Origin of the sequence: Luteimicrobium sp. NPDC057192, assembly GCF_042670205.1 — a bacterium.
Classification (GTDB): domain Bacteria; phylum Actinomycetota; class Actinomycetes; order Actinomycetales; family Cellulomonadaceae; genus Luteimicrobium.
In genome coordinates this window covers 1-25,640 of the sequence record NZ_JBHUWD010000009.1, presented here as the reverse complement: position 1 = coordinate 25,640, position 25,640 = coordinate 1, and the positions used below count along the sequence as shown (strand labels likewise).

The 25,640-nt window shown below is 72.8% G+C and carries 24 protein-coding genes and 1 tRNA gene; 13 read left to right on the top strand and 12 right to left on the bottom strand.

The window, feature by feature from the left end; translation table 11 throughout:
* Positions 1 to 61 precede the first annotated feature (61 nt).
* Positions 62 to 787 (bottom strand): SDR family NAD(P)-dependent oxidoreductase, encoded by a 726-nt coding sequence (locus ACFT5B_RS06405; RefSeq protein ID WP_386797159.1) that lies wholly within the window; start codon positions 785 to 787, stop codon positions 62 to 64.
* 68 nt (positions 788 to 855) lie between these two features.
* Between ACFT5B_RS06405 and ACFT5B_RS06400 the strand changes: the two genes are divergently transcribed.
* Positions 856 to 1,434: a TetR/AcrR family transcriptional regulator gene (locus tag ACFT5B_RS06400; protein ID WP_386797158.1), complete on the top strand. Its 579-nt coding sequence runs from the start codon at positions 856 to 858 to the stop codon at positions 1,432 to 1,434.
* A gap of 12 nt (positions 1,435 to 1,446) precedes the next feature.
* Here the strand turns inward: ACFT5B_RS06400 and ACFT5B_RS06395 are convergent, their stop codons facing one another.
* Entirely contained in the window at positions 1,447 to 2,265 is an 819-nt protein-coding gene (locus tag ACFT5B_RS06395) for an SDR family oxidoreductase (RefSeq protein WP_386797157.1), read from the bottom strand.
* 105 nt (positions 2,266 to 2,370) lie between these two features.
* Between ACFT5B_RS06395 and ACFT5B_RS06390 the strand changes: the two genes are divergently transcribed.
* The 4 genes from ACFT5B_RS06390 to ACFT5B_RS06375 all read left to right on the top strand — a co-directional run bounded on the left by ACFT5B_RS06390 (position 2,371) and on the right by ACFT5B_RS06375 (position 6,833).
* Positions 2,371 to 3,063 (top strand): GntR family transcriptional regulator, encoded by a 693-nt coding sequence (locus ACFT5B_RS06390; protein WP_386797156.1) that lies wholly within the window; start codon positions 2,371 to 2,373, stop codon positions 3,061 to 3,063.
* 32 nt (positions 3,064 to 3,095) lie between these two features.
* Entirely contained in the window at positions 3,096 to 4,628 is a 1,533-nt protein-coding gene (locus ACFT5B_RS06385) for an MmgE/PrpD family protein (RefSeq protein WP_386797155.1), read from the top strand.
* Positions 4,628 to 5,545 carry a methylisocitrate lyase gene (prpB, locus tag ACFT5B_RS06380; RefSeq protein WP_386797154.1) on the top strand — a complete coding sequence of 306 codons (918 nt, stop codon included), beginning with the start codon at positions 4,628 to 4,630 and terminating at the stop codon, positions 5,543 to 5,545. The genes ACFT5B_RS06385 and prpB overlap by 1 nt, the downstream gene beginning before the upstream one ends.
* 145 nt (positions 5,546 to 5,690) lie before the next feature.
* Positions 5,691 to 6,833, top strand: coding sequence for a bifunctional 2-methylcitrate synthase/citrate synthase (locus ACFT5B_RS06375; RefSeq protein ID WP_386797153.1), 1,143 nt, complete (start codon positions 5,691 to 5,693; stop codon positions 6,831 to 6,833).
* A 43-nt stretch (positions 6,834 to 6,876) separates the two neighbouring features.
* On the opposite strand, the gene ACFT5B_RS06370 is transcribed toward ACFT5B_RS06375, so the two are convergent.
* From ACFT5B_RS06370 to ACFT5B_RS06360, 3 genes are all read right to left on the bottom strand, one after another.
* The gene (locus ACFT5B_RS06370) at positions 6,877 to 7,386 is read right to left on the bottom strand and encodes a GNAT family N-acetyltransferase (RefSeq protein ID WP_386797152.1); all 510 of its coding nucleotides are present in this window, start codon (positions 7,384 to 7,386) and stop codon (positions 6,877 to 6,879) included.
* Positions 7,387 to 7,525: 139 nt separating this feature from the next.
* Entirely contained in the window at positions 7,526 to 8,293 is a 768-nt protein-coding gene (locus tag ACFT5B_RS06365; protein WP_386797150.1) for a hypothetical protein, read from the bottom strand.
* Positions 8,284 to 8,892 carry a hypothetical protein gene (locus ACFT5B_RS06360; protein ID WP_386797149.1) on the bottom strand — a complete coding sequence of 203 codons (609 nt, stop codon included), beginning with the start codon at positions 8,890 to 8,892 and terminating at the stop codon, positions 8,284 to 8,286. Before ACFT5B_RS06360 ends, ACFT5B_RS06365 begins: the two co-directional genes overlap by 10 nt.
* A 153-nt stretch (positions 8,893 to 9,045) precedes the next feature.
* Here ACFT5B_RS06360 and ACFT5B_RS06355 point away from each other — a divergent pair, with 153 nt between their 5' ends.
* Both ACFT5B_RS06355 and ACFT5B_RS06350 read left to right on the top strand, forming a co-directional pair.
* Positions 9,046 to 10,548, top strand: a complete 1,503-nt coding sequence (locus tag ACFT5B_RS06355; protein ID WP_386797147.1) for an amino acid permease — start codon at positions 9,046 to 9,048, stop codon at positions 10,546 to 10,548.
* Positions 10,549 to 10,583: 35 nt separating this feature from the next.
* Positions 10,584 to 11,249 (top strand): NADPH-dependent F420 reductase, encoded by a 666-nt coding sequence (locus ACFT5B_RS06350; protein ID WP_386797146.1) that lies wholly within the window; start codon positions 10,584 to 10,586, stop codon positions 11,247 to 11,249.
* 65 nt (positions 11,250 to 11,314) lie between these two features.
* Here ACFT5B_RS06350 and ACFT5B_RS06345 read toward each other — a convergent pair.
* The 3 genes from ACFT5B_RS06345 to ACFT5B_RS06335 all read right to left on the bottom strand — a co-directional run bounded on the left by ACFT5B_RS06345 (position 11,315) and on the right by ACFT5B_RS06335 (position 13,959).
* Positions 11,315 to 11,391, bottom strand: a tRNA-Pro gene (locus ACFT5B_RS06345).
* 121 nt (positions 11,392 to 11,512) lie between these two features.
* Positions 11,513 to 12,457, bottom strand: coding sequence for an NAD-dependent epimerase/dehydratase family protein (locus tag ACFT5B_RS06340; RefSeq protein ID WP_386797145.1), 945 nt, complete (start codon positions 12,455 to 12,457; stop codon positions 11,513 to 11,515).
* A complete protein-coding gene (locus ACFT5B_RS06335; protein ID WP_386797144.1) occupies positions 12,454 to 13,959 on the bottom strand; it encodes a PLP-dependent aminotransferase family protein in 1,506 nt (501 codons plus the stop codon). The genes ACFT5B_RS06340 and ACFT5B_RS06335 overlap by 4 nt, the downstream gene beginning before the upstream one ends.
* Positions 13,960 to 13,987: 28 nt before the next feature.
* Between ACFT5B_RS06335 and ACFT5B_RS06330 the strand changes: the two genes are divergently transcribed.
* The 3 genes from ACFT5B_RS06330 to ACFT5B_RS06320 are packed head-to-tail and all read left to right on the top strand — an operon-like array spanning position 13,988 to position 16,169.
* Positions 13,988 to 14,950, top strand: a complete 963-nt coding sequence (locus ACFT5B_RS06330) for an EamA family transporter (protein WP_386797143.1) — start codon at positions 13,988 to 13,990, stop codon at positions 14,948 to 14,950.
* Between the two features lie 35 nt (positions 14,951 to 14,985).
* The gene (locus ACFT5B_RS06325) at positions 14,986 to 15,819 is read left to right on the top strand and encodes an LppX_LprAFG lipoprotein (protein ID WP_386797142.1); all 834 of its coding nucleotides are present in this window, start codon (positions 14,986 to 14,988) and stop codon (positions 15,817 to 15,819) included.
* 32 nt (positions 15,820 to 15,851) lie between these two features.
* A complete protein-coding gene (locus ACFT5B_RS06320) occupies positions 15,852 to 16,169 on the top strand; it encodes a hypothetical protein (RefSeq protein WP_386797141.1) in 318 nt (105 codons plus the stop codon).
* A 698-nt stretch (positions 16,170 to 16,867) separates the two neighbouring features.
* Here the strand turns inward: ACFT5B_RS06320 and ACFT5B_RS06315 are convergent.
* Positions 16,868 to 18,673, bottom strand: coding sequence for a glycoside hydrolase family 3 protein (locus ACFT5B_RS06315; protein ID WP_386797227.1), 1,806 nt, complete (start codon positions 18,671 to 18,673; stop codon positions 16,868 to 16,870).
* Positions 18,674 to 18,683: 10 nt separating this feature from the next.
* On the bottom strand, positions 18,684 to 20,006 hold the full coding sequence (locus tag ACFT5B_RS06310) for an MFS transporter (protein WP_386797140.1): 1,323 nt from the start codon (positions 20,004 to 20,006) through the stop codon (positions 18,684 to 18,686).
* Between the two features lie 110 nt (positions 20,007 to 20,116).
* Between ACFT5B_RS06310 and ACFT5B_RS06305 the strand changes: the two genes are divergently transcribed.
* Positions 20,117 to 21,388, top strand: coding sequence for a TetR/AcrR family transcriptional regulator (locus ACFT5B_RS06305; protein WP_386797139.1), 1,272 nt, complete (start codon positions 20,117 to 20,119; stop codon positions 21,386 to 21,388).
* Between the two features lie 42 nt (positions 21,389 to 21,430).
* Here ACFT5B_RS06305 and ACFT5B_RS06300 read toward each other — a convergent pair whose 3' ends face one another.
* Positions 21,431 to 22,426 (bottom strand): metallophosphoesterase, encoded by a 996-nt coding sequence (locus ACFT5B_RS06300; protein WP_386797138.1) that lies wholly within the window; start codon positions 22,424 to 22,426, stop codon positions 21,431 to 21,433.
* 3 nt (positions 22,427 to 22,429) lie between these two features.
* Positions 22,430 to 24,835, bottom strand: coding sequence for a transglycosylase domain-containing protein (locus ACFT5B_RS06295; RefSeq protein WP_386797137.1), 2,406 nt, complete (start codon positions 24,833 to 24,835; stop codon positions 22,430 to 22,432).
* A gap of 106 nt (positions 24,836 to 24,941) precedes the next feature.
* On the opposite strand from ACFT5B_RS06295, the gene ACFT5B_RS06290 reads away from it, so the two are divergent.
* The gene (locus ACFT5B_RS06290; RefSeq protein ID WP_085998081.1) at positions 24,942 to 25,103 is read left to right on the top strand and encodes a DUF4177 domain-containing protein; all 162 of its coding nucleotides are present in this window, start codon (positions 24,942 to 24,944) and stop codon (positions 25,101 to 25,103) included.
* Between the two features lie 5 nt (positions 25,104 to 25,108).
* Positions 25,109 to 25,579, top strand: a complete 471-nt coding sequence (locus tag ACFT5B_RS06285) for a RidA family protein (protein ID WP_386797135.1) — start codon at positions 25,109 to 25,111, stop codon at positions 25,577 to 25,579.
* Positions 25,580 to 25,640 lie beyond the last annotated feature (61 nt).

The window sequence follows — 25,640 nt, the reverse complement described above, 5'->3', positions numbered from 1 at the left end:
CAGAAGCTCGTGAGGGTATGGCGCGCTGAGCTTCTGACCGGCCGTGCCCGGGCGGGCCGGCTCAGAGCGAGACGAGCCGCGCGCCGCCGTCGGCCTCGACCACGGTGCCGCTGAGGTTGCGGTTCGTCGCGACGAGCGTGACGACCTCCGCGACCTCGTCGGCCGTCGCGACGTGCCGCACGGGGACCGCCGCGGCGGTCGCCTCGAAGAACGCGGCGCGGGCGTCGTCGGGCAGGCCGGACCACCACCCGGTGTCGACGACGCCGGGGGACACGGCGTTGACGCGGATCGGCGCGAGCTCGACGGCGAGGGGGCGCACGAGCCCCTCGACGGCGGCGTTGAGCGCGCTGAGCCCGGCGGTGCCGGGCATGGCAGCGTGGGCGGAGATCGCGCCGAGCAGGGTGACGGACGCGTCGGGAGCCAGGTGAGGGAGGGCGGCCTGGAGGGTCGCGAGGTGCGCCCAGAGCTTGGCGTCGAACGCCTCGCGGAGGACATTGAGGTCCAGCTCGGCGAGGGTGCCCATGCCGAGCGACCCGCTGAGGGTGACGACGAGGACGTCGAGCGGCGCGAGCTGTGCGGCGAGGTCGGCGACGGCGGCCCGGTCGCCTCCGTCGGCCTGGTGCGCGGTGATGCGGGAGTCGAGGTCGGCGACGGCCTTGACGCGCTCGGCGGACCGGCCGGCGACGTGGACGTCGTAGCCGCGGTCGGCGAGCCGGCGCGCTGTCGCGAGCCCGATGCCGGAGGTCCCCCCGACGACGAGGGCGGTGCGTGCGGTGCGGTCGGACATGGTGGCTCCTGAGTGAGACGAGAAAGCGAGACGAACCGTCTCGGTTCGATTTACGCTAGCATCGTCGCATGGACGACGCCACCCCCTCCCGGCCCGGGCGCCGGCGCAGCGAGGACAGCCGCCGCGCGATCCTCGCCGCGGCCGTCGAGCTGGTCGGTGAGCACGGCTACGGGCCGCTGACCGTCGAGAAGATCGCCGCACGCGCCGGTACCGGCAAGCAGACGATCTACCGCTGGTGGCCCACCAAGGCGGACGTCGTCATGGAGGCGCTCGTCGAGAAGGCAGACCTCCACATCCCCGTGCCCGACGACGGCTCCCTGTCCGCCGACCTGCGCGCCTTCCTCGGGGCGAGCGTCGCGCTCGGCCGCGCCCCGCAGGTCGTCGCGATCCTGCGCGCGCTCATGGCGGAGGCGCAGCTCGACGAGGGGTTCGGCGCCCGCTTCCGGGACGGGTTCATCGAGAACCGCCGGTCGGCGCTGCGGACCGTGCTCGAGCGGGCCGCGGAGCGCGGCGAGCTGCCGCCCGGGGCGTCCGTGGACACGCTGCTCGACGTCGTCTTCGGGGTGATCTGGTACCGCGTGCTGACCGGCCGGGTCATGGGGGCGGAGAGCGTCGTCGACGAGCTGGTGGCGCTGATCGCGCGCTGAGCTTCTGACAGCTCAGGCGGGGGTCGTGCTCGCGAGCCACTCCTCGAAGGTCGTGCGCCCGACGACGTCCGCCGCGTCCGAGGTGAGCGCGCCGTCGCGGAGCGCGCGCCCGGCCTTGCCGGGGAGCACGACGGGCGTGACGAGCGAGTGCCGTCCGGTGCCGCGCTTCCAGGCCCGCGCGAGATCGCGCAGCTCGCGGATCTCGGGACCGGTCACGACCGTTCGTGCGCCTGACGGCTCCCGCTGCGCGGTGTCGGCCACGACTGCCGCGACCTCCGCCGACGAGACCGGCTGCACGCGCATGGGCGGCGCGAACGTCAGGCCCAGGTGGGTGTAGCTCGCGAGGGTGGTCGTCGCGAACTCGTGGAACTGTGTCGCGGTGACGGTGCTCCACGGCACCGGGCCGGACTCGACGAGGTGCTGCTGGGCCGTCTTCAGCTCGAAGTACGCCATCGGGACGACGGCCGAGCCGACGATGTCGACCGACACGTGGTGGCCGACGCCGGCCGCGGCCTCGGCGTCCAGCAGGCGCTCGGTGCCGTCGACGAGCGTCCGGGCGGCCCGGCGCGCGGGGCCGGTGCCGTTCCCCGCGTCGACGACGGCGTCCACCCCGGCGAGCGCGGGGGCGAGGCCCCTGCCGGTGGTGAGGTCCACCGGGTGGTCGGAGTGGCGCGAGAGCGCGCGGACGTCCTGGCCGGCGGCACGGAGGGCCGCGACGACCTGGCGGCCGAGCGTCCCGGTGCCGCCGACCACGGCGACGGTGAGGGTGCCGGTGCCACGGCCGGCGCGCGGGGTGGCTCCCGCGGTGCGATCGGTGTCGATGGAGTCCATGTCTCATTCGACGTGCCGAACCGCGCGAGTGTGACCGCTCTTCTGCTCCGGGCGAAGGAGAAACTCGATGTATACACGTGCACACCGCCGTGCGAGACTGGTCTCGTGACGACGACGCTCAGCCCCCGGCAGTCCGGTGCGCGAGCCGTCTACGACGTGCTGCGGACCGAGATCATCGACGGCACGCTCGCGCCCGACGAGCGGCTGTCGGAGCCGGCCCTCGCCGCCCGGCTCGGGGTCTCCCGGACCCCCGTGCGCGAGGCGCTGCGCCGGCTCGAGGCCGAGACGCTCGTCGTCGAGCAGCCCACCGGCGGGGTGCGGGTCGCGCCGCTCGACGTCGCCGACGCCCGGCGGGTCTACGAGGTCCGGGGGCGGCTCGAGGGCCTCCTCGCGCGCCGCGCGGCCGAGCGCGTGGCCGACGACGCTGCTGCGGACTCCGCCGACGTCGCCCGCCTCGCCCGGCTCGTCGAGCTCATGGACGCCGTCCGCGACCACGACGACGAGGTCCTGCGGATCGGCGCCGAGTTCCACGCGGTCGTCGAGCGGCTCGCCGACGACCGGCTGTGCGCGGCGCTGCTCCGCCAGATCCGCGGCCACGTCGACCGCTACCGCACGCTCGCCACCCGTGAGCGCGTCGGGACCACCGCCCACGTCGACGAGCACCGCGCGGTGGCGCGCGCCGTCGTCGGGGGTGACCCCGACGCCGCCGAGGACGCGATGCGCGCCCACATCGACCAGAGCGCCGCGATGGCGGCCCGCGCGCTGGCGCGGGCGACGTCGTCGGGCGCCGAGCAGTGACGGCCCCCGCGGCCCCGGAGGAGAGAGACACCATGCCCACCACCCACACCGTCCGCGTGCACCCCAGCGCGGACGACCTGCCCCGCGAGGACCAGCTCGCCTGGAAGCTCGCGGAGCTCGCCGCCGACCCCGTCGACGTCACCGCCGAGGTGACGGACATGGTGATCAACCGCGTCATCGACAACGCGTCGGTGGCGGTCGCGAGCCTGACCCGGGCGCCCGTCGTCGCGGCCCGCGGGCAGGCGCTCGCCCACCCCTACGTCCCCGGGGCGACGGTCTTCGGGGCGCCGCTGACGACCCGGACGAGCCCCGAGTGGGCGGCGTGGGCCAACGGCGTCGCGGTGCGCGAGCTCGACTTCCACGACACGTTCCTCGCCGCGGAGTACTCGCACCCCGGCGACAACATCCCGCCCGTGCTCGCGGTCGCGCAGCACGCCGGGACGTCGGGCCACGACTTCGTGCGCGGCGTCGCGACGGGCTACGAGATCCAGGTCGACCTGGCCCGCACGATCAGCCTGCACGCGCACAAGATCGACCACGTCGCGCACCTCGGCCCGTCGGCCGCGGCCGGGATCGGGACCCTGCTCGGGCTGCCCGCTCCGGTGATCTTCCAGGCGATCGGCCAGGCGCTGCACACCACGACGGCGACCCGCCAGTCGCGCAAGGGCCGCATCTCGACCTGGAAGGCGTACGCGCCGGCATTCGCGGGCAAGATCGCGGTCGAGGCCGTCGACCGGGCGATGCGCGGCCAGACGAGCCCCGAGCCGATCTACGAGGGGGAGGACGGCGTGATCGCGTGGCTGCTCGACGGACCCGACGCGTCGTACGAGGTCACGCTCCCGGGCGCCGGAGAGCCGAAGACGGCGATCCTCGACACCTTCACCAAGGAGCACTCGGCCGAGTACCAGGCCCAGGCGCTCATCGACCTGGCCCGCGCGCTGCACGCCGAGCACCCCTTCCTCGCGGACCCGGCGAACGTCGCGCGGATCGTCATCCACACGAGCCACCACACGCACTACGTCATCGGCTCGGGCGCGAACGACCCGCAGAAGTACGACCCGAACGCGTCGCGCGAGACCCTCGACCACTCGGTGCCCTACATCTTCACCGTCGCGCTGCAGGACGGCGGCTGGCACCACGTCGCGTCGTACGCGCCCGAGCGCGCCGCCCGGCCGGACACCGTCGAGCTGTGGCAGAAGGTCACGACCGCCGAGGACGCCGAGTGGACCCGCCGGTACCACTCCACGGACCCGGCCGAGAAGGCGTTCGGCGCGCGCGTCGAGATCGAGCTCGCCGACGGCGGCCGGATCGTCAAGGAGCTCGCCGTCGCCGACGCGCACCCCCTGGGCGCCCGTCCGTTCGCGCGCAAGGACTACGTCCGCAAGTTCCGGACCCTCGCCGACGGGCTCGTCGAGCCCGAAGAGGTCGAGCGGTTCCTCGACCTCGCGCAGCGCCTGCCCGACCTCGCGGCCGGCGAGCTGCGCGAGCTGACCGTCGTGGCGGCACCCGGCGTGCTGGAGACCGTCCCGAGCCCGCGCGGGCTCTTCGAGCTGGGAGGCAACTGATGCTGTACGCGACGACGACGGCGTCCGACAAGCGGGTCGCGTTCCGGTCCGCGCTGGACCGGGCGGGGAGCGAGGGGCGCGTCCTGCGGTTCCCGGGCGCGTTCAACCCGCTGTCCGCGCGGCTCATCGAGGACAAGGGCTTCGACGGGGTCTACGTGTCGGGCGCGGTGCTGTCCGCGGACCTCGGCCTGCCCGACATCGGCCTGACCACGCTCACCGAGGTCGCGCAGCGCTCCGGGCAGATCGCCCGCATGACGAACCTGCCGGCGCTCGTCGACGCCGACACCGGGTTCGGCGAGCCCATGAACATCGCGCGCACCGTCCAGGAGCTCGAGGACGCCGGCCTCGCGGGCTGCCACATCGAGGACCAGGTCAACCCCAAGCGGTGCGGCCACCTCGACGGCAAGTCGGTCGTCGACCTCGAGACGGCGCTCAAGCGGGTCCGGGCGGCCGCCGACGCGCGCCGCGACCCGAGCTTCCTCGTCATGGCCCGCACCGACGTGCGCGGGTCGCTCGACGGCGACGCCGGGATGCGTGCCGCCGTCGACCGGGCGCGGGCGCTCGTCGACGCGGGGGCCGACGCGATCTTCCCCGAGGCCATGAAGAACCTGCAGGAGTTCGAGGCCGTCGCGTCCGCCGTCGACGTGCCCGTGCTCGCGAACATGACCGAGTTCGGCAAGTCCGAGCTCTTCACGACGCGTCAGCTCGCCGACGCGGGCGTCCGGATGGTCATCTACCCGGTGACCCTCTTGCGGATCGCGATGGGCGCCGTCGAGCGGGGGCTCGAGGAGATCGCCGCGGAGGGAACGCAGGCCGGGCTCGTCGACGGGATGCAGACTCGTGCGCGGCTGTACGAGCTCCTCGACTACGCCGCCTACAACACGTTCGACACGAACATCTTCACCTACCGCCCCTGACCAGCCCCGCGAGTTGTCAGAAGCTCACGGCACCCGAGTCCGGTGAGCTTCTGACAACCGGCGGTCGCACCACGGCTGTCAGAAGCGTGCGGCACTCCACTGCCGTGAGCTTCTGACAACCGGATCCTCACGAAGGAGTGACGCCATGACCGGCACCCCCACCAGCCCGCTCGACCCGCCCGCGATCCGCAAGGGCCTCGTCGGCGTGATCGCCGACGAGACCGCGATCTCCAAGGTCAATCCCGACACCAACTCGCTGCTCTACCGCGGCTACCCGGTCCAGGACCTCGCGGCCCGGGCGTCGTTCGAGGAGGTCGCGTACCTCCTGTGGCACGGCGAGCTCCCGACGACGGCGCAGCTCGCCGAGCAGACGTCGGCCGAGCGGTCGGCGCGCGCGCTCCCGTCGGTGGTCCGCGACGCCGTCCTCGCGCTCCCCACGACGGCGCACCCGATGGACGTCGTCCGCACCGCCGTGTCGGTGCACGGCGCGAACGACCCGCAGGCCGAGGACTCGTCGCCCGAGTCGGAGCAGGCCAAGGCGCTGCGCCTGTGGGCCGTGCTGCCCGCCGTCGTCGCGCTCGACCAGCGGCGCCGGCACGACCTGCCGGAGGTGGAGCCGCGCGACGACCTCTCGTACGCCGAGAACTTCCTGTGGCTGACGTTCGGCGAGGTGCCCGACCCGGTCGTCGTGCGGGCGTTCGAAGTGTCGATGGTCCTGTACGCCGAGCACTCGTTCAACGCCTCGACGTTCACGGCCCGCGTCATCGCGTCGACGCTCGCGGACCTGCACTCCGCAGTCACGGGCGCCGTCGGAGCGCTCAAGGGTGCGCTGCACGGAGGGGCCAACGAGGCCGTCATGGCGACCTTCGAGGAGATCGGCACCGCCGACCGCGCCGAGGCCTGGCTCGACGAGGCGCTCGCGGAGCGGCGCAAGATCATGGGCTTCGGGCACCGCGTCTACAAGCACGGCGACTCGCGCGTCCCCACCATGAAGGCGTCGCTCGACGAGCTCCTCGAGCACACTGGCCGCCAGGACCTCGCCGCGCTCTACGACGCGCTCGAGTCCGCGATGAACGAGCGCAAGGGCATCCTGCCGAACCTCGACTACCCGACCGGGCCGGCGTACCACGTCATGGGCTTCGACACCCCGACGTTCACGCCGCTCTTCGTCGCGTCGCGCGTCGTCGGGTGGACCGCGCACGTCATGGAGCAGCACGCGAGCAACGCGCTCATCCGGCCGCTGTCCGCCTACTCCGGGCCGGACCAGCGCGAGGTGCCGGTGCGCTGAGCGCCGCCGGCGACAGTGGGCGGACGGGCGGCGACCGCGTGGCTCAGAGGTCGAGGACGTAGACGCTGAGGGGGACGGGCGATCCGTCGTCGCGGGTGTCGGTGGAGGACGTGAAGCGCCGGACGTGGCGGAACCCGCAGCTCTCCGCGACGCGGACCGACGCGGCGTTCTCGGGTTCGACGCGGATCGCCGCCCGCTGTCCGATGCCTTGCTCGCGCAGGTGCTGGCAGATCGCGAGCACCGCCTGGGAAGCGAGCCCCGCACCACGAGCCCAGGGGTGCACGGCGTAGGAGAGGTTGACGTCGTGAGGCTCGAGCCCGTCGTTGACGTCGGGGTCGAAATCGACGTACCCGGCAAGACGTCCACCGGTCCAGACGCCGAAGCCACGCTTGCCGCGGCCGGCCGCCGCGTTCTCGGCGAGAAGGTCGAAGTGAGCGCGCGCGCCCTCGACCGTGCCGTAGTCGCCGGTGAGCCAGCGCACCGTCGCCTCGTCCTCGCCTGCACAATGTGCTTCGGCATCGCCGTGCGTGAGGGGGCGGAGCTCGACGACCATCCGACCAGGCTAGCGAGGTGCGCTCCCCGGTCTCCACGCGATTCCTCGCCCGTCTCGCGTCGGCGGGTGGACCGCGCACGTCATAGCAGCGCGCGGGCGACGCGCTCATCCGGCCGCTGCCCGCGTACTCCGCGCCGGATCAGCGCGAGGTGCCGTCGCGCTGAGCGGGCTCGATCGTCGGCCCGCACATCGTGCCGTCGAGCGACCATGTCATGCCCGGGTCGACCGTGGCCGCCGCCGCGGTGCCGACAGAGACCCCGACGATCCGGGTCCGCAACCGGACGTCCTGACTCGTCGTCACGCCGAGCGACGTGACCCTCAGCCGGACCGAGGTGACGGTCGCCACGGCAGTCCCGGCCTCGTCTCCCCCGACGACCCGGGGCGACACGAGGCGCAGTCGCGCGCTGTCGCCCGCGGGAACGGAGACGTGGTCGACGGTCCGGACCCTGTCCGCGGTGGGCGAGACGGGCTCGACCGCGGAACCGTCGACCACGTCCGGCTCGAAAGCACCCGTCGTCGGGTCTGCGACACGGAGAATCACCGTCCGGGCGCCCCGGTTGGTGAGCGTGACGATGTCGGCGGGGTCCTCGCCGAGCCGGTCGGCAGTGTCCGCGGCGGCGCTCTGGGGCGTCACGACATGGATCGACGTCGTGGTGTCGTCGTCGCAGCGGACGTTCAGGTCGGAGCTCCAGCTCCTGCCCGCGTCGACGACCTCGACCTCGCGCCCCATGCGCCGCCAGGTGGTCGCCGCCAGGGCGAGCGCGGCCACCACCAGCAGCGCCGTCGCCCAGCGCCACGGATGGCGCAGGCGGCGCGTGCGCGACGCGGCGAGCGCATCGTCGTCCTGGTCGTCGACGACGACCTCGACCGTCTCGTCCCCGCGGCCCCGCCGACGGATCACGAGCACCCGAGCTCGGCGGGCGGCGTCGCCCCGCCGTGGATCACGACGGGCTCGGGCAGCGCGAAGTCCTGTGACGTCGTCGTGCCGAGGGTCACCGTGTGGAGCACCACCTCGGAGACCATCGCGGATCCGTCGGTGCCCCGCTCCGGCTGCGGCGTCGCCGCGGACACGACGAGGTCGACGGACTTCCCGGTCGGGACGGACACCGAGGAGCTCGTCGTCCCGGGCCCGGTCTCCGGGGTGTCGCCGCCGGTCAGCACCTCGGTGAACGCCACCTGGAAGCCGGAGGGCTGGTCGGCGGACAGCTTGACCGGGAACTGCGACGCGTTGCGCACGGTCACGGCGTAGAGCGGTGAGCCGTCGGTGACGTTCGGGTCGGTGTCCTTGTGGAGGGACACCGCGCCGTCCTGGCAGGTGGCGGCGGCCGGTGAGCTCCACGTCGTGCCCTCGGCCTCGAGCGACGGGTTGCGGGACAGCACCTGCCACCCGACGACCACGACGACGGCGAGCAGTGCCGCGAGCCACGGCGTGAACCGGCGCCACCCGGTGCGGGGCGCGGGCTCGGCGGGGACGTCCCCGGCGAGGGGGTCGGGGGCGGTCGGCACGGTCGTCTCCTCGGTCGGTGCTCGGGACACCCTAGCGGCCCACGCGATCCCGCCCCGGCTGCATGTCCCTCCCCGTGCGTTTGCCGACGTCAGACGGTCGCGTGAGAGTGGAGACGCAGGACACCGTCGACCGTCGAGGCTCGAAGGAGTGCCATGAGCATCTTCCGCACGAAGTCCGTCGAGGCGTCGATGGCCGACGCCGATGAGTCCGAGCACCGTCTCAAGCGCGATCTGTCGGCCCTGGACCTCACGGTCTTCGGGGTGGGCGTGGTCATCGGGACCGGGATCTTCGTGCTCACCGGCCTCGCCGCGAAGGAGCATGCAGGCCCGGCGGTCGCGGTGTCGTTCGTGGTGGCGGGGATCGTCTGCGCGCTCGCTGCGCTCTGCTACGCCGAGCTCGCGTCGACCGTGCCCGTCGCGGGCAGCGCCTACACCTTCGCGTACGCGACGTCGGGCGAGATCGTCGCGTGGATCATCGGCTGGGACCTGCTGCTCGAGATGGCCCTGGGAGCGGCGGTGGTCGCCGTGGGCTGGTCGCAGTACTTCGCGAGCCTGCTCGACACGATCGGCTGGCACCTCCCTGCCTCGATCGCCGGCGGCGACGGCGCGTTCATGGACCTCCCCGCGTTCCTCGTCGTCGCCGTCCTGACCTGCGTGCTCGTGCTCGGCGTCAAGCTCTCGGCACGGGTCAACACCGTGATCGTCGCGATCAAGGTCGCCGTCGTCCTGTTCGTGATCGTGGCCGGCCTGTTCTTCGTCAAGGCGGCCAACTACCACCCGTTCGTGCCGCCCTCGCAGCCCGCACCCGAGACGACCGGCCTCCAGGCGACGCTCTGGCAGACGATCCTCGGCAGCGCGCCCGCGAACTTCGGCGTCGTCGGGATCTTCACCGCCGCGGCCATCGTGTTCTTCGCGTTCATCGGGTTCGACGTCGTCGCGACGGCCGCCGAGGAGACGCACAAGCCGCAGCGCGACGTGCCGCGGGGGATCATCGGCTCGCTAGCGATCTGCACGGCCCTCTACGTGGGCGTCTCGCTCGTCGTCGTCGGCATGCAGAAGTACTCCGAGCTCGACCCTGACGCACCGCTCGCCCAGGCGTTCAAGTCCGTCGGCGCCGACTGGGCGGCCACGCTCATCACCGTCGGGGCGCTCGCCGGGCTCACGACCGTCGTCATGATCCTCATGCTGGGCCAGTCGCGCGTCCTGTTCGCGATGTCCCGGGACAACCTCGTGCCGCGCGGGCTGTCGGCCGTCCACCCGACGTTCCGCACGCCGTACCGGATCACGATCCTCATCGGGGCGGTCGTGGCGGTGCTCGCGGCGTTCATCCCGCTGTCGGCGCTCGCGGAGCTCGTCAACATCGGGACGCTGTTCGCGTTCGTCGTCGTGTCGATCGGGGTCATCGTCCTGCGTCGCACCCGCCCGGACCTCGACCGTTCGTTCCGCGTCCCCTGGGTCCCGGTGCTGCCGATCGCGTCGGTCCTCGCGTGCGTCTACCTCATGCTCAACCTGCCGGTCGAGACCTGGCTGCGGTTCCTGGTCTGGATGGCCGTGGGGTTCGTCGTCTACTTCGCGTACGGGCGCAGGCACTCCCGGGTGCCGGACCACCCGTCGGACGAGGAGGCGACAGCCGGAACAACGCCCCGCGCGTCGTGATTGGAGCAGGTGACCTCGACGAACAGGAGACCATCGTGCGGATCGGCATCATCGGAGCGGGCAAGATCGGCGGGACCCTGACGCGGCGGCTGACCGCGCTGGGGCACGACGTGCGGGTCGCGAACTCGCGCGCCCCCGAGACGCTCGCGGAGCTCGCCGCCGAGACCGGTGCGTCAGCGGTGTGGGCCAAGGAGGCGGCCGACGGCGCCGAGCTCGTCATCGTGAGCATCCCGGAGCGCGCCGTTCCCGACCTCGCTCCCGGGATCCTCGACGGCCGTGCCCCGGGCGCTCCGGTGGTCGAGACGAACAACTACTACTGGCAGCGCGACGGCCGGATCGACGGCATCGAGGACCCCGACGTCCCCGAGAGCGTGTGGGTGGCGTCGGTGCTCGGCGCACCCGTCTTCAAGGTCTTGAACGGGATCAACTGGACCCACCTGCGCGACCGCGGCACCGCATCCGGCACCGAGGGCAGGATCGGGCTCCCGGTCGCGGGCGACGACGACGCCGGGCGGCGGGTCGTCTCGCAGGTCGTCGACGCGCTCGGCTTCGACCCCGTGGACGCGGGTCCGCTCGCGGAGTCGTGGCGGCAGCAGCCCGGGACGCCGGTGTACGGGGCCGACCTGGACGCGGAGGGCGTGGTCCACGCGCTCGCGGAGGCGCCCCGCGAGCGGCCCGAGCAGTTCCGCGCGCCGCGCTGAGCCGGGGCGCACCTGCGCGGGAAACACGAGAGGCCCGGAACCGTTGCGGTTCCGGGCCTCTCGGCTGGTCGGGGTGACAGGATTTGAACCTGCGACCTCCTCGTCCCGAACGAGGCGCGCTACCAAGCTGCGCCACACCCCGAGGTCTCGCACCGGACGACCGTCATGACGACGACCCGCTTCCGGAGCCTGCCCAGGATAGCCGACGCGTGGCCCCTCGACGAAATCCATACCGGTTCGCCGCGGTCTGGCTCGCCGTCGGCTCAGGCGAGGCCCAGCTCCGGCAGGTCGAGCACGTGCTCGGCCTCGAAGCCGAACAGCCGGCGCGCGGGCTCGAGATCGAGCGGGACGGTGCGCCCCGGCAGCGGTCGGCGCACCTCGACGCCCGGCCAGTACCGCGCGAGGAGGTCCGCCGTGCGGTGAGGGGCGTACGTCGTCGGGGCGGCGACGAACGCGACGTGGACGCCCGGCTCGGCGGGCGAGAGCGCCAGGTCCGCGGCGCGCGCCGCGTCCCGGGTCTCGAGGTAGGACCAGAGGTCGCGCGCGGTGAGCGCGAGGTCGAAGCCCGTCCCCGACGCGAACGCCGTGAGGCGGTCGTCGAGCCCGGGCACCTCGCCGAGGCCGCCGACCATCGGGTAGCGGAGCACGCTGATCGTCGTCCCGTGGCGGCGGTGCATCGCGTGCGCGGTGGCTTCCCCGACCTGCTTCGAGAGTGCATACGGGTCGGCCGCCCGGGTCGGGGAGCCGGCGTCGAGCGGGAGGTACGCGGGCTCCGCCGGGACGGGCGAGAAGCGCAACCCGACGGCGTTGATGCTGCCCGCGACGACGACGTGCTCGACCCCCGCGACACCCGCGGCCTCGAGGACGGCGAACGTGGTCGCGGTGTTCGTCGTAAAGACGCGCTGCGCGTCCGCGCCCTCGGGCGAGGGGATCGCGGCCAGGTGCACGACGGCGTCCGCGCCGTCGAGCGCCGCGGCGACGACCCGCGGGTCGGCCGCGTCCCCGACGACGACCCGGTCGCACGACGTCGGCTCCGCGCCCGGCCCGCGCCCGGTCGCGAGGTCTCCGGGGTCGTCGAGGACGAGCGCGGTGACCGGGACGCCGCGCCGGGCGAACCGGCGCAGGACGGCGCGGCCCAGGAGCCCGGCCGCGCCCGTCACGAGCACGCGGCGGTAGGTGGGGAGGGTGGGTCCGGCGGTCGCGGTCATCGGTCGCGCACCGCCTCGGCCAGACGCCGGACTCCCGCGTCGAGCCGGCTCGTCCCCGACGCCCCGTAGCCCAGCACGAAGCCGGGCACCCCGGGCCGTTGGCGGTACCAGCTCAGCGGGTGGACCGCGACGCCCCGCTCGAGCGCCGCGCGGGCGAGGGCGACGTCGTCGAGCGCGGGAGCGTCGTCGAACGTCACCGTGAGGTGGAGGCCCGCGGCCGCCCCGAGGATGCGTCCGTGCGGGAGGTCACGGGAGAGGGCCGCGACCGTGGCGTCACGGCGCCGGCGATAGCGGCTGCGGGCGAGGCGGAGGTGGCGTTCGAGCTCGCCCGAGGCCAGCAGCGACGCGACCACGAGCTGCGGGACGACGGCGTTGCCGAGGTCGCTCTGGCGCTTCGCCTCGACGATCGCCTCGTGCCACTGCGGCGGGGCGACCAGCCACCCGATCCGCAAGGACGGCGCGACGAGCTTGGACAGGCTGCCCGTGTAGACGACGGACCCCGGAACCGCGGCGGCGACCGCCGCGACGGGGCGGCGGTCGTAGCGGTGCTCGGCGTCGTAGTCGTCCTCGATCACCAGGCCACCGTCGGCCGCCCAGTCGGTCAGCTCGCGGCGGCGCGCGCCGTCGAGCACGACGCCGAGCGGGAACTGGTGCGCCGGGGTCACCAGGACGACGCCGGCGCCCGTCGCGCGGAGGTCGTCGACGCGGAGCCCGCGCTCGTCGACGCCGACCGGGGGAGTCGCGACCCCCCACCACGCGAGCAGCTCCCGGGCGCCGAAGGAGCCCGGGTCCTCGACCGCGATCGCGTCGTGGTCCGCGGTGCGCAGGACGTGCGCGAGCAGCGCGAGAGCCTGTGCGACCCCGGCCACGACGACGACCTGGGCAGGGTCGACGCGCAGCCCCCGGTAGCGCGCGAGCCACGTGGCGACCTCGGTCCGCAGCGCGGGCTCGCCCCGCGGGTCGCCGTACGCGAGCGACCGCGCGGGCAGCTCGTCGAGCACCCTTCGCTCGGCGCGCAGCCACGCCGCGCGCGGGAAGCCCGCGAGGTCCGGGACGCCCGGGACGAGGTCGAACTCGGGTCGCGCGGCGCGCAGCTCGTCGAACACGGAGCCGTGCCCGGCGAACGCGGCGACGTCGGGCGGGCCGGCGGCCCCGAGCGCGCGTGCCCGGGTCGGCGCGGGCGCGGGGGCCTGGGCGGCTGCCGGTCGAGCTCTCCCGACGACGACGGTGCCCGCCCGGCCCCGGCCCTCGACCTCGCCCGTCTCCGCGAGCCGGCGATACGCCTCGGTCACCGTGCCGCGGGCGAGGTCGAGCTCGGCGGCCAGGGTGCGGGTCGCGGGGAGCGTCGCGCCGGCGGGGAGGCGCCCGTCGAGGACCGCCTCGCGGACCGCCGTCGCCAGCCAACCCGCGAGGTCGCCCGGCCGGGCGTCGGACCGGTCGAGCTGGAGGAAATCCGTCGCGCCGTTGGACCAGTGCGCCGGTGCCTCGTTGGACCTGTCCACCGGACCATCATGCCCGCAGGCTCGAAGGGTGACCACGCAGAGCATCGACCCGACCGCCGTCCCCGCACGCGCCGGCGGGAGCGGCCCCGGTCCCGGCACCCGTACGGCTCGTCCCGACCCCAGGGCACGTCGCGGCCTCGCGCCCGGGATCCGCGGCGCCGTCGCCATGGCGCTCGTGGGTGGGAGCGCCGCGGTCTCGCGCGTCCTCGTCGACTCGCCCCTGCTCACCGCGCAGGCGCTCCGCTACCTCGCGGCGGCGGCGATCCTCGTCGTCGTCGCCCGGCTGCGCGGGGTCCGTCTGGTCCGGCCTCGCGGCGTCGAGTGGCTGTGGCTGCTCGCGGTCGCCGGTGCCGGGCTCGTGCTCTTCAACGTCGCGCTCGTGCGCGGCGCGGCGCACGCGGAACCCGCCGTCCTCGCGGTCGCGATCGCGTGCGTGCCCGTCCTGCTCGGCGTCGTCGGGCCCGTGCTCCAACGGCGGCCCGTCCGCACACGCGTCGTCGTCGCGGCGGCCGTCGTGACCGCGGGGGCCGTGCTCGTGGAGGGGACCGGGCGGGCCGACGGCGTCGGCGTGCTCTGGGCCCTCGTCGCGCTCGTCTGCGAGGCGGCGTTCACATTGCTCGCCGTGCCGGTGCTCGGCCGCCACGGTGCCTGGGGAGTCTCGGTCCACACCGTCTGGATCGGCGCGGTCCTCTTCACGGCGCTCGCCGTCCCGTTCGAGGGCTGGGACGCCGTCACCCGCCTCGACGCGGGGGACTTCGTCGCCGTCGTCTACCTCGCGGCACTCGTCACCGCGGCCGCGTTCGTCCTCTGGTACGGGGCTGTCGGGACGCTCGGCGCCGACCGTGCCGGCCTGCTCACCGGGATCGCCCCCGTGGCGGCTGCCGTCGCCGGGATGGCCGGCGGGCTCGGGGCGCCGCACGTCGGCGTGTGGGCGGGGATCGGGGTGGTCGGTGCGGGCCTGGTCGTCGGGTTGCGGGCCGATAAGGTGTGAACGCCAATCGATCTGTTCAGCACCCGGGGGTTCCTGTGCGTCGTCGTCCCTTCTACGGCCTGGCCGCGCTCGCGCTCGGCACCGCTCTCACCGTCGCCGGGTGCGCCGGGGACGGCGGCTCCTCGTCGAGCGCATCACCCGCGGCGACCACGACGGCGTCGTCCGCCGCGGGCGGGAAGGCTGAGAACGCGGCTCTGACGGCCGACACGTTCGCCACGCGACTCGCCGACGCGCAGAAGGCGAAGAAATCCGTCCAGCTCTCGATGACGACGACCATGGCCGGCCAGAAGGTCGGCGTCGAGGGCAAGGTCGACCTCGGCGGCTCGAAGGTCGCGATGGACGAGACAGTCACGATGCCCGGCGTGATGCCGGAGATGACCATCCGCGCCGTCGACGGCGTCATCTACATGAACATGGGCAAGCTCTCGAAGAACAAGTGGATCGAGGTCGACCCGTCCGACACGAGTGACCCGCTCGCCTCGCAGTTCACCGGCATGCTGGACGGCGCCGACCCGACGCAGCAGCTCGAGGGCCTCAAGGGCGCCATCACCTCGCTCGAGAAGAGCGGCTCGCCGGAGAAGGTCGACGGCGTCGACGCGCAGAAGTACGTCCTGACCGTCGACACGACGAAGCTGGGCGGTGCGCTCAAGAGCCAGGTCGGAGCGGCCGGGGCGTCGCTTCCCAAGACCATCACCTACACGTACTGGGTCGACTCCGACGACCTCATGCGCAAGGTCGAGGCCGACGTCGCGGGGGCGAAGGTCGAGATGCACTTCAGCCACTGGGGCGAGCCGGTGACGATCACCGCGCCCCCGAAGAGCGACATCCTCCCGGGTGGTATCGAGGACCTCACGGCCCTCGAGAGCTGAGCAGGCTGACACGTGGCGCGCGGGTCATTGCTGTGACCGACCCGGTGGCGACGGATCCTCGACGAATCTCCGGACCCGCATGCGTGGTGATGCTCCGGTGGATGCTGTGGTGTCTGGTCCCTTTCGCGATCTCGACCGTCGTCGCTGTCGTGGTGGTGTTGGTCGGCGTGGGCGACGAGACGTCGTGGGTGGCCCTGATCGTCTGGGTGACGTGTGGAGTGGTCGTCGCCGGGCTCCTTGCTGCGGCCATGGTGCAAGGTGTCCGAGAGGCTCGTGCGGGCTACCGGACCATCGCCTACCGCTCCACGCTGCCCCTCGTCGTCGACGTCGGACGGGCAAGACGCCACTGATCGAGATCGCCGCCGACGACCAGCTGTTTCGCGCTTGACAACCTTCCTGGACGCCCCGAAGATCGGGCCACCGATCGACGTGTGGGGAGAGGAAGACCGTGACGCGTCGAGGACGACTCGTTGTCGCCGGCCTGTGCGTCGGCCTGGTCGTGTCCTGCGGGGCGTGCACGTCCCGCGCGGTCGGACAGCAGGCCGCGGCAGCCCGGACGACCGTGGCGCCGAGCGCTCCGACGGTGAGCGATGCCGTGGCGAGCGACCAGACGCCCAGCGCCACGGGAGAAAGATCGGATGCGGTGGCGCCGACCGCGCCGCCCGGATTCCACCGCCACCGCACCGAGGGTTTGAACGCCAACCAGTTCGCCTACGTCACGGACCTCTACGAGGACTCCTCGAGCACCGCGGCGCCGGGCCCGATCGTCCTGGTCACCGTCGAGAGCGAGGCCGCGGGCAAGGGCCGACCGTGTCTCGCTGGGGCTCACCAGGGTCTGGCCCGCGACCGGAGCGGGTGAGTTCTTCGTCGGGACCACCCCCGACGGCGACCCCACCCCGGTCGTCGAGGTCGCCGCCGGGGGGCGCGCGTTCCTGCACCACGGCCGCGCAGCTCGAGTCCTTCGCGCGCGAGCTGTCCTGAGACACCTCGGCCCGCCGCCCCAAAGGGGTGGCGGGCCGGCGCACGTCGAGGGTCGGTCGGCCAGGACTCAGAGCGTCAGACCGTGCCCGAAGCGGAACAGCGGGTCCTCGGTGTCGAACGGGACGTCGGGGCGTGAGGCCTCGACGGCCGCCGTCGAGCGTGGGACGTCGAACGGGAGCCTGCCGCCGGCCGGAGATGCGCCGCTGAGGACGTCGAGCAGCGCGGGACCGCTCACGCCCCACGTCGCGACGACGGACGCCGCGACGTCGACGATCGGTGCGAGGATCGCCGGACGGTCGAGGAACACGTCGACGACGGTCGGCACCGCCGCGGCGACCTCGCGGACGTGGTCGAGCACCTCGTCCGTGAACTCGAGCGACCCGGCGTGGAAGAAGTTCTCGAACACTGAGCCGCGGTCCTCGTAGGGCGCCTGCACGCGCAGGACGGCGAGGTCGGCCTCCGCGGGCGTCTCGACGACGGTGCCGTACCGGCCCGCGACCTCGGAGTTGATCCCCTCGACGTAGAGCTTGCTCGACGGCGCGACCGGCAGGACACCGCCGACGTTCGTGAGGACCGTGACGGACGCGCGCTGCGCGTCCTCGCCCGCGGCGACCAGCTCGGGCGCGCCGACGACGGCGACCGCCGCCTCGACGTCCACGTACGGCTCCTCGAACAGGCCGAGCTCGAACTTCTCGCGGAGCAGGCGGCGGGCGGAGACGTCGAGGCGGTCCTCGGTGACGCGTCCGTCGCGGACGAGCCCCACGAGCAGCTCGACGCACGACTCGCCGCCGAGCTGGTCGGCGCCGGCGTCGAGGATCTTGACGATCCGCTCCTCGGGGGTCAGGTGCTCGACCCCCCAAGCGCGGGCGGGGAACGGCGTGCCGAAGATCTCGGCGTCGGTGACGAGGCCCCAGTCCGTGCAGACGACGCCGTCGAACCCGAGCCGCTCGCGCAGGATCCCGGTGAGGACGGACCGGTTGAACCCGAAGCCGACCTCCTCGTGCTCGGTGCCGACGGGCATGCCGTAGTACGGCATCACCTGGCGGGCGCCGGCCGCGAACACGGCCTTGAACGGCTCGAGGTGGAGGTCGAACTCCCCGCCGGGGTAGACCTGCTCGCGGCCGTAGGCGAAGTGCGGGTCCTCGCCGTCCTTCTGCGGGCCGCCTCCCGGGAAGTGCTTGACCATCGTCGCCACGGAGCCGGGTCCGAACGTCTCGCCCTGGAACCCGCGCACGTAGGCGGCCCCGAGCTCGCCGGTGAGGTCCGCGTCCTCGCCGAACGTCTGGAGCGCGCGCGACCAGCGCGGCTCGGTGGCGAGATCGACCTGCGGGTGCAGGGCCACCCGGATACCGACGGCCGTGTACTCGCGACGGGCGACGTCGCCGTGCTTGCGGACGAGCTCGGGGTCGCGGGCGGCGGCGAGGCCCAGGGGCTCGGGCCACTTGGAGAACGGCCCGGCCATGAGCGCGGCGCCGGGGTTGTCGGTGAACGAGTGGCGCGGGTCGGTCGAGATCGTCACCGGGATCCCGAGGCGGGTCGACGCCGCGAGCTTCTGGAGCCGGTTGTGCCAGAGGGCCATCGTCCGGGCGTCGGGCGCCACGCTGAGCAGGTTGAAGTGCGTCAGCTGCTTGTCGACGACGTACTCGCGGTTCGACGGGAGGCCGAACTGGGGGTCCGCCTCGGCGAGCTCGCCGTCGGGGCTCATGGTGATCATCGTGTGGAAGTGGAGGCCGGCCTTCTCCTCGACGGTCATCTCGCCGAGCAGCAGCTCGACGCGCTCGGCGACGGGGAGCCCCGCGTCGAGCCAGGGGCGCGCGGTCTCGGCTGCGCCGTCGGGCACGGTTGCGTCAGCGGTGGTGGCGGCTGTGGGCATGGTGGTCATGTCACTTCACTCCCTTGATGCGGTAGACGAGCACGGCACCGGCGAGCGCGACGACCGCGCCCACGAGGTACCAGAAGGTGTAGCCGCCGAGGCCGATCGCGTTGCCGACCGCGAGGATCGCGGGCGCGATCGCCGGGGCGATGGACTGGGGCAGGGCGTTGGCGATGTTGAGGACGCCGAGGTCCTTGGCGGTGTCGTCGGGGTTCGGCAGGACCTGCGTCGCGAGCGCGAGGTCGACGGACAGGAACGATCCGGCGCCGAAGCCGATGATCGCCTGCGCGAGGACGAGGGTGTCGATGTTCGGCGCGAACGCGAGGACGACGAGCCCGACGACCATGACGAGCCCGGCGACCATGACGAACGGCCGGCGCCTGCCGAACCGGTCGGACAGGATGCCGCCGAGGGGGCTGGAGACCATCATCCCGGCCATGGACGCGATGTTCGCGACGAGGATCGTGGAGATCGCCTTGTCCTCGCTGAGCCCGAAGTCGTCCTGGAGGTAGTACGGCAGGTAGGTCGCGACCCCTGCGTAGCCGAAGAAGATCAGGAACTTCGTCAGCCAGGTCCACCCGAAGTCCGGGTGCTTGCGCGGGTCGAAGACGAACGACCCGAAGAACTGCCGTGCCGTGAACCGTTGCACGGGCTTCTCGGTCAGGACGCGGTCCTTGAGGCGGACGACGAAGACCGTCGCGAGGACTGTCGCGATCAGCGCCGGCACCACGAACCGGAGGAGGTCGCTCGAGATGAAGTTCATGAGGAAGCTGCCGGCGAGGATGCCGATCGGCGTCGTGATCCCGATGATCCCCGAGACCTTCCCGCGGCCCTCGACGGGCACCTGGTCGGGCAGCGTCGCGTTCGCGGCCGCGAGCAGGGCGTTCATCGCCGTCTGCGCGAGGCACCACCCGAGCAGGACCATCCACACGGACGTGGCGGCACCGATGAGGGCGAACGAGCCGAGCCCGACGACCGCGCCCCCGAGGATCCACGGCCGCCGCATGCCCCAGCGGGACGTGGTGCGGTCGGACAGCCGCCCCACGAGCGGGTTCGCGACGAGCGCGAAGAACGCGCCCACGCCGAGCACCAGGCCGAGCTGGCTCGAGGCCTCGGAGTCGGTGCTGGTGAGGTGCTGGACCTTGAACGCCATCGAGACCAGGACGGGCGTGAGCAGCGCGAGGTAGACGCCGAAGTTGGCGCCCGCGAGGGCTGGTGCGTAGCCGCGGGGCGCGCGTTCGGGCGCTGCCTCCGGGGCTGTGCTCCCGCTCGCCGTGGGGGCGGCGGGCAGGTCGGGCGGCGTGGGCCGGGTGTCGGGAGACGTCGTCGTCATGGCCGTTCCTTCGTCGGGTGCGGCGGTGGGATCCCGCGTTGCGGTCCGACGGTACAGCACTTCCCGACCGATCGGTAACACAAGCCCGACCTCTTGGTAACATCACAGGCGTGGCGACGGCGGCAGCAGCACAGACCGGCGAGCGGCGCACTCCCCGGAGCGCCCGCGGCGCCACGACGCGCGGCGCGATCCTCGACGCAGCGCAGGAGCTGTTCGTCAGCCCCGGCTACCGGGCGACCTCCCTACGGGACATCGCCGCCGCCGTCGGGCTCTCCCACCAGGGTGTCCGCCGACACTTCGACTCGAAGGACGAGATCCTCCTCGCCGTCGTCGAGCGGTTCGGCAGCGTCGACCTGGACGACCCGGCGGACGTCTCCGAAGGCCTCGGGATCGTCGCGATCGCTGAGCGCAACGCGGAGCGCCCGGGTTACCTCGAGCTGTTCTCGGCGCTCGCGGGCGAGGCCGCCGTCGCGAGCCACCCCGCCCACGAGCGCATGCGCGCCCGGTACGTCGAGCTCCTCAACCTGTCCACGGACTGGCTCGCCTGGTCGCAGTCCGAGGGGATGATCGGCGCAGGACGTGACCTGCGCGCGGAGGCGCTCCGGCTCGCTGCGGCCTGGGACGGGCTCCAGCTCCTGCAGCTCTACCTCCCCGGACCCGTCCAGGTCGTTCCCGCGCTCGCGCAGCACGAGACCCTGCTGGCGTGCCCACCGGGCTCCGGCGCGGCGGCCGGCCCGCCGCCCGACGCGCCCGCGCCGCTCCCGGCGCTCGACCTCGAACCGGAGGAGGACGCCGTCGAGGGGTACGCGAAGGGGCGTGAGCGGCGGGGACGGATCATCGCCGACGCGACCCGGCTGTTCGCCACCGAGGGTTACGGCGACACGAGCATGCGGGACGTCGCGGAGCGCGTCGGCGTGTCCAAGTCGACGCTGTTCCACCACTTCGCGTCGAAGGAGGACCTGCTGGGTGCGGTCCTGACGGCGCGCGACGCGCAGATCTCCGACGCCGTGACGCTCGCCGCCGCGGGTTCCGCGCGCGAGCTGCTCGAGACGCTCGCCGACGGCGCGCGTTCCAACGCCGCCGACGAGCCGGGCCTCGTCGAGGTCTACGCCGTCCTGTCGTGCGAGGCGACCGCGTCCGACCACCCGGCCCACGCCTACTTCCAGCGGCGTTACGCCCGCACGCTCGACACCTTCACGGCCGTGTTCGAGGCGGCGCAGGCGGACGGTGACCTGCCCCCGCACCGCGACCCGGTCCACGAGGCGGCGTGGCTCGTCGCGCTCTGGGACGGCCTGCAGATCCAATGGATGTACGACCGGACGCTCGACGTCGGCGCGCACCTCGCCGCGCACGTCGCGGACGTGCTGCCCCCTCGCGCGTGACCTGCCGTCCCGGGGAGCTCGGGATGTCGGGCCGAGCGCTCGTCAGCCTCGTGCGACCAGGCGAAGAAGCACCGCCTCGGGGCGGCAGGCGAAGCGGACCGGCGTGTACGGACTGGTGCCGAGCCCGGCACACACGTTGAGCCACGTCGAACCGGCGCCCGCCGGGGTGTCCGGACGGGCGCCCGGCCAGCCGTGCAGCCCGCTCACGCGCTCCCGGTCGAGGTCGCAGTTCGTGACCAGCGCGCCGTAGCCCGGGACGCAGAGCTGCCCGCCGTGCGTGTGGCCCGCGAGGATCAGCTCGGCGCCGTCGTCGTACATCTGGTCGAGCACGCGGACGTACGGGGCGTGCGTGACGCCCAGCCGCACCAGAGGCTCGGCGTCGCTCCCGCCCGCCGGCGCAGGCTCGGCGAGGGCGTCCAGCAGCCCGTCGGCGGGGAGGCGCGGCGGGAAGCGATCGCGGTCGAGGTGCGGGTCGTCGACGCCGACGAGCTCGATCCGCCGCGCCGTGCCCTCGGGGAGGCCGTCGAGCACGGCGACGTCGCGCCGGTTCGTGAGGTCCTTCCAGCCCGCTCCGCTCAGGGCCGCGGCCAGGGCGGCGGCCGGGAGGTTCGGCGGGTTCACGACCGGGCCCTTGCGGGCGTCCCGCGTGAGGTAGCGGGCCGGGTTCTTCGGCTTGGGTGCGTAGTAGTCGTTCGAACCCATCACGAACGCGCCCGGCGTCCCGAGGAGCGGCTCGAGCGCGTGGAGCAGCGGCCCCAGCGCGTCCCGGTGCGCCATGTTGTCGCCCGTGTCGACGACGAAGTCCGGGCGCAGCGACGCCAGGTCACGGACCCACGCGATCTTGTCCGCCTGGCTGGGGACCAGGTGCAGGTCCGAGAAGTGGAGGATCGTCAGGTCAGGCTGGCCCGGCGGCAGGACCGGGACGGTCCTGTCCCGCAGCGTGTACTGGCGCGCCTCCCACAGCGCGTACCCCAGACCTGCCGCTCCCGACGCCGCCACGAGCCCCAGCGCGCCGAGCGCGCGTCGTGCTGTGGTCACCGACTACTTGCCCCCGCCGTGCTTGTCGCCGTTGCCCGGGCCGGACGTGCTGCCGCTGCTCGGCGTTCCGGTGCCCGAACTGTTGCCGGAGCCGCTGCCGTCGAGCAGCTTCTTGATGCGGTCGCCGAGGTCGCTGCCGTCGCCGCCCTTGTCCTTCTTGTCCCCGCCGTCCTTGCTCGGCGGCGGGGTCGTCACCTTGGGCTTACCCACGAGGCTCGAGTCGGGGGACGGGAAGGCCTCGTTGGGCTCACCCGCGAGGGCCTCGTCCATGTAGGCCTTCCAGGTTGGCGCAGAGATCGTGCCGCCGTACATCCAGCGCTGCTCGGTCGGGGCGTACTTGGACCCCGCTACCGTCACGTTGTGGAGGTCGACCTCGTACTCCGCGTTGGTGACCACCACCGCGGTCGAGAGCTGCGGGGTGTAGCCGACGAACCAGACGGCCTTCGACCGCTGCGCCGTGCCGGTCTTGCCGACCGCCGTCCGACCGCCGGCCAGCTCGTTGCCCTTGGCCGAGCCGCCCTTCAGCACGTTCGACAGCGCGTAGGTGATGGTCGAAGCGATCTTGGGGTCGAGCGCGTTCGAGTCGCAGTGGGCGCTCGGGACCTGCAGCTTCTTGCCGTTGGCGCTGGTGATCGACGTGATGGCGATCGGCGCGCAGTACGTGCCGTTCGACGCGAGCGTCGCGTACGCGGCAGCCTGCTGGAGCGGCGAGGTGTTCTGGGTACCGAGGGCCATCGAAGGCCCGGTCACCTCGACCTTGGACTTGCCGGACTCCGAGCCGCGGAAGCCCATCGACTCCGCGGTCTTCCCGATGCCGCACATGTCGAGCCGGGTCTCCATGTCGCCGTAGGCGGCGTTCACGGAGTCGTAGGTGGCCCGCAGGACGTTCATGCTGCCCGTCTCGCTGCCGTCGGAGTTGCCCACGGTCCAGGGGCTCCATCCCCGGATGCAGGAGGCGTGGAACGCCGTCCTGGGGAAGGTGCGCGGGGTACCGTTCACGTTCTCGTAGAGCGAGTGCCCTTCCTTGAGCCACTCCGCCAGGACGAAGACCTTGAAGCTCGACCCCGGCGAGAAGCCCTTGGAACCGCCGTGGTCCTCGTCGGCCGCGAAGTTGACGGACGAACCGTTCTTGATGGGCTTCGCCGATCCGTCGAACGGGCGATTCTGCGCCAGGGCGACGATCTTGCCCGATCCCGGTTCGACCGAGGCGAGTGCGCTCTCGAGCTGGAGCTTGACGACCTCGCCGCTCTTCGCGGTCGTCGTCGACTTCTTGCCGACGGGGACCGCGTTCCGGACCTTCTTGGTCGCGATCTTCTGGTCCTTGAGGCTGATGGTCGTGACGATCTTGAAGCCACCCTTCTTCAGGGTGTCCAGGCGAGCGGTGGAGGTCTTGCCCCACGAGCTGAAGGCGCCGTCGTCGTTGTTGGAGATCACGCGGGTGACGTAGTCGCAGAACAGTGCGGCCGCCGTCGCGGGCTGGCAGCCGTTCGTGATCGACGTCTTGTCGAGCTTCAGCGTCTTCTTGATCGGAAGAGCCACGGCCGCGTCGTACTGCTTCTTGGTGATGTACGACTGCTGGTACATGTCGTTGAGCACCTGGTTGCGGCGGCGCTGCGAGTCCGACGGGTTGACCGTCGGGTCGTAGTCGCCGGGACGCTGGGTGATGCCGGCGATCGTGGCTGCCTGCACCGGGGTGAGCTTCGCGGCCGTCGTCGAGAAGTAGTACTCCGCGGCGGCCTCGACGCCGTAGACCTTGAGGCCGAACTGCGCGATGTTGAGGTAGCCGGCGAGGATCTCGTCCTTGGTCATGTTCTTCTCGAGCGAGATCGCGAGCTTCGCCTCACGCAGCTTGCGCTCGTTCGTCTTGCCGCGGGCCGCCTCGAGCGCGGCCGCCTTCTTGGCGGGGTCCGTCTCGGCGAGCGCGTTCTGGATGAGCACGTTCTTCACGTACTGCTGCGTCAGCGTCGACGCGCCCTGCGTGTCCGACGACGTCGCGTTGTTCACGAGCGCGCGGAGCGTGCCCTCGACGTCGATCCCGCCGTGCTGGTAGAACCGCTTGTCCTCGATCGCGACCATCGCGTGCTGCATGTACGGCGAGATCTGCTTGAGGCTGACGTCCGTGCGGTTCTGGTCGTAGAACCGCGCGAGGACGGTCTTGCCGTCGCTGGCGTAGAACGTCGTCGTCTGGGGAAGGGGCTTGCGGTCGAGCTCCGTCGGCAGGTCGTTGAACACCTCGATGGTGGTGTCGGTGACGGCCTTCGCGCCCGCGACGGCGGGGATGAACAGACCCGCCGCCAGCACACCGCCCACGCCCGCGACGAGCACGAACGCGAGCAGGAGCGCGATGAGCTGGAAGGCGTTGACCTTGTGGCCGCGGGGGCGGGGAGGCGGAGCCGCAGGAGAAGCCATGATGCCTAGGCTACGTGAGGCACCTGGGCGTCTTCTGGCGGCGATCGCGGCGGGGTTGTGCGGGTTTCGTGTGAAGGGCGCTCCCAGCGCGGCTACGCTCGGTCGCATGGCGAAGACCTGGGAGTACGCGACGATCCCCCTCATCATCCACAACACCAAGGCTGTGCTCGACCAGTGGGGCGCGGACGGGTGGGAGCTCGTCCAGGTGGTGACCGGCCCCGACGGCAACGGCCTGGTCGCCTACCTCAAGCGCCCGACGGGGGAGTGAGCCCCGTGTCGTCCGTCGAGGCGCGCCTCGCGGAGCTCGGCATCACCCTGCCCGACGTCGCAGCCCCCGTGGCCGCGTACGTCCCGGCGGTCCGCAGCGGCAACCACGTCTACGTGTCGGGCCAGCTCCCGTTCGTCGACGGTGCCCTGCCGGTCACGGGGAAGGTCGGGGACGGCCCGGGTCTGGTCCCACCGGCCGACGCCGCGGGCCTCGCCCGCGTGTGTGTTCTCAACGCCCTGGCGGCGGTCCGCTCGGTCGCGGGCACGCTCGACGGCGTCCGGATCGTCAAGCTGACCGGTTTCGTGGCGTCCGACCCGTCCTTCACGGGCCAGCCGGGCGTCATCAACGGCGCGAGCCTGGCGCTGGGCGAGTGGCTCGACGACGCGGGCATCCACGCCCGCAGCGCGGTCGGTGTCTCGGTCCTCCCGCTCGACTCCCCGGTCGAGGTCGAGCTGATCGCGGAACTCCCGGCCTGACCCCCCGCTCCCAACCCCGCGAAGTACCCCGGCATCCGGCATACCTCGCGAGGTATGCCGG

Bases quoted from the DNA above. Each gene is read 5' to 3' on its own strand.
- ACFT5B_RS06405 (WP_386797159.1), bottom strand. From the start codon at position 787: ATGTCCGACCGCACCGCACGCACCGCCCTCGTCGTCGGGGGGACCTCC.
- ACFT5B_RS06400 (WP_386797158.1), top strand. From the start codon at position 856: ATGGACGACGCCACCCCCTCCCGGCCCGGGCGCCGGCGCAGCGAGGAC.
- ACFT5B_RS06395 (WP_386797157.1), bottom strand. From the start codon at position 2,265: ATGGACTCCATCGACACCGATCGCACCGCGGGAGCCACCCCGCGCGCC.
- ACFT5B_RS06385 (WP_386797155.1), top strand. From the start codon at position 3,096: ATGCCCACCACCCACACCGTCCGCGTGCACCCCAGCGCGGACGACCTG.
- prpB (WP_386797154.1), top strand. From the start codon at position 4,628: ATGCTGTACGCGACGACGACGGCGTCCGACAAGCGGGTCGCGTTCCGG.
- ACFT5B_RS06375 (WP_386797153.1), top strand. From the start codon at position 5,691: ATGACCGGCACCCCCACCAGCCCGCTCGACCCGCCCGCGATCCGCAAG.
- ACFT5B_RS06370 (WP_386797152.1), bottom strand. From the start codon at position 7,386: ATGGTCGTCGAGCTCCGCCCCCTCACGCACGGCGATGCCGAAGCACAT.
- ACFT5B_RS06355 (WP_386797147.1), top strand. From the start codon at position 9,046: ATGAGCATCTTCCGCACGAAGTCCGTCGAGGCGTCGATGGCCGACGCC.
- ACFT5B_RS06340 (WP_386797145.1), bottom strand. From the start codon at position 12,457: ATGACCGCGACCGCCGGACCCACCCTCCCCACCTACCGCCGCGTGCTC.
- ACFT5B_RS06315 (WP_386797227.1), bottom strand. From the start codon at position 18,673: ATGCCCACAGCCGCCACCACCGCTGACGCAACCGTGCCCGACGGCGCA.
- ACFT5B_RS06310 (WP_386797140.1), bottom strand. From the start codon at position 20,006: ATGACGACGACGTCTCCCGACACCCGGCCCACGCCGCCCGACCTGCCC.
- ACFT5B_RS06295 (WP_386797137.1), bottom strand. From the start codon at position 24,835: ATGGCTTCTCCTGCGGCTCCGCCTCCCCGCCCCCGCGGCCACAAGGTC.
- ACFT5B_RS06290 (WP_085998081.1), top strand. From the start codon at position 24,942: ATGGCGAAGACCTGGGAGTACGCGACGATCCCCCTCATCATCCACAAC.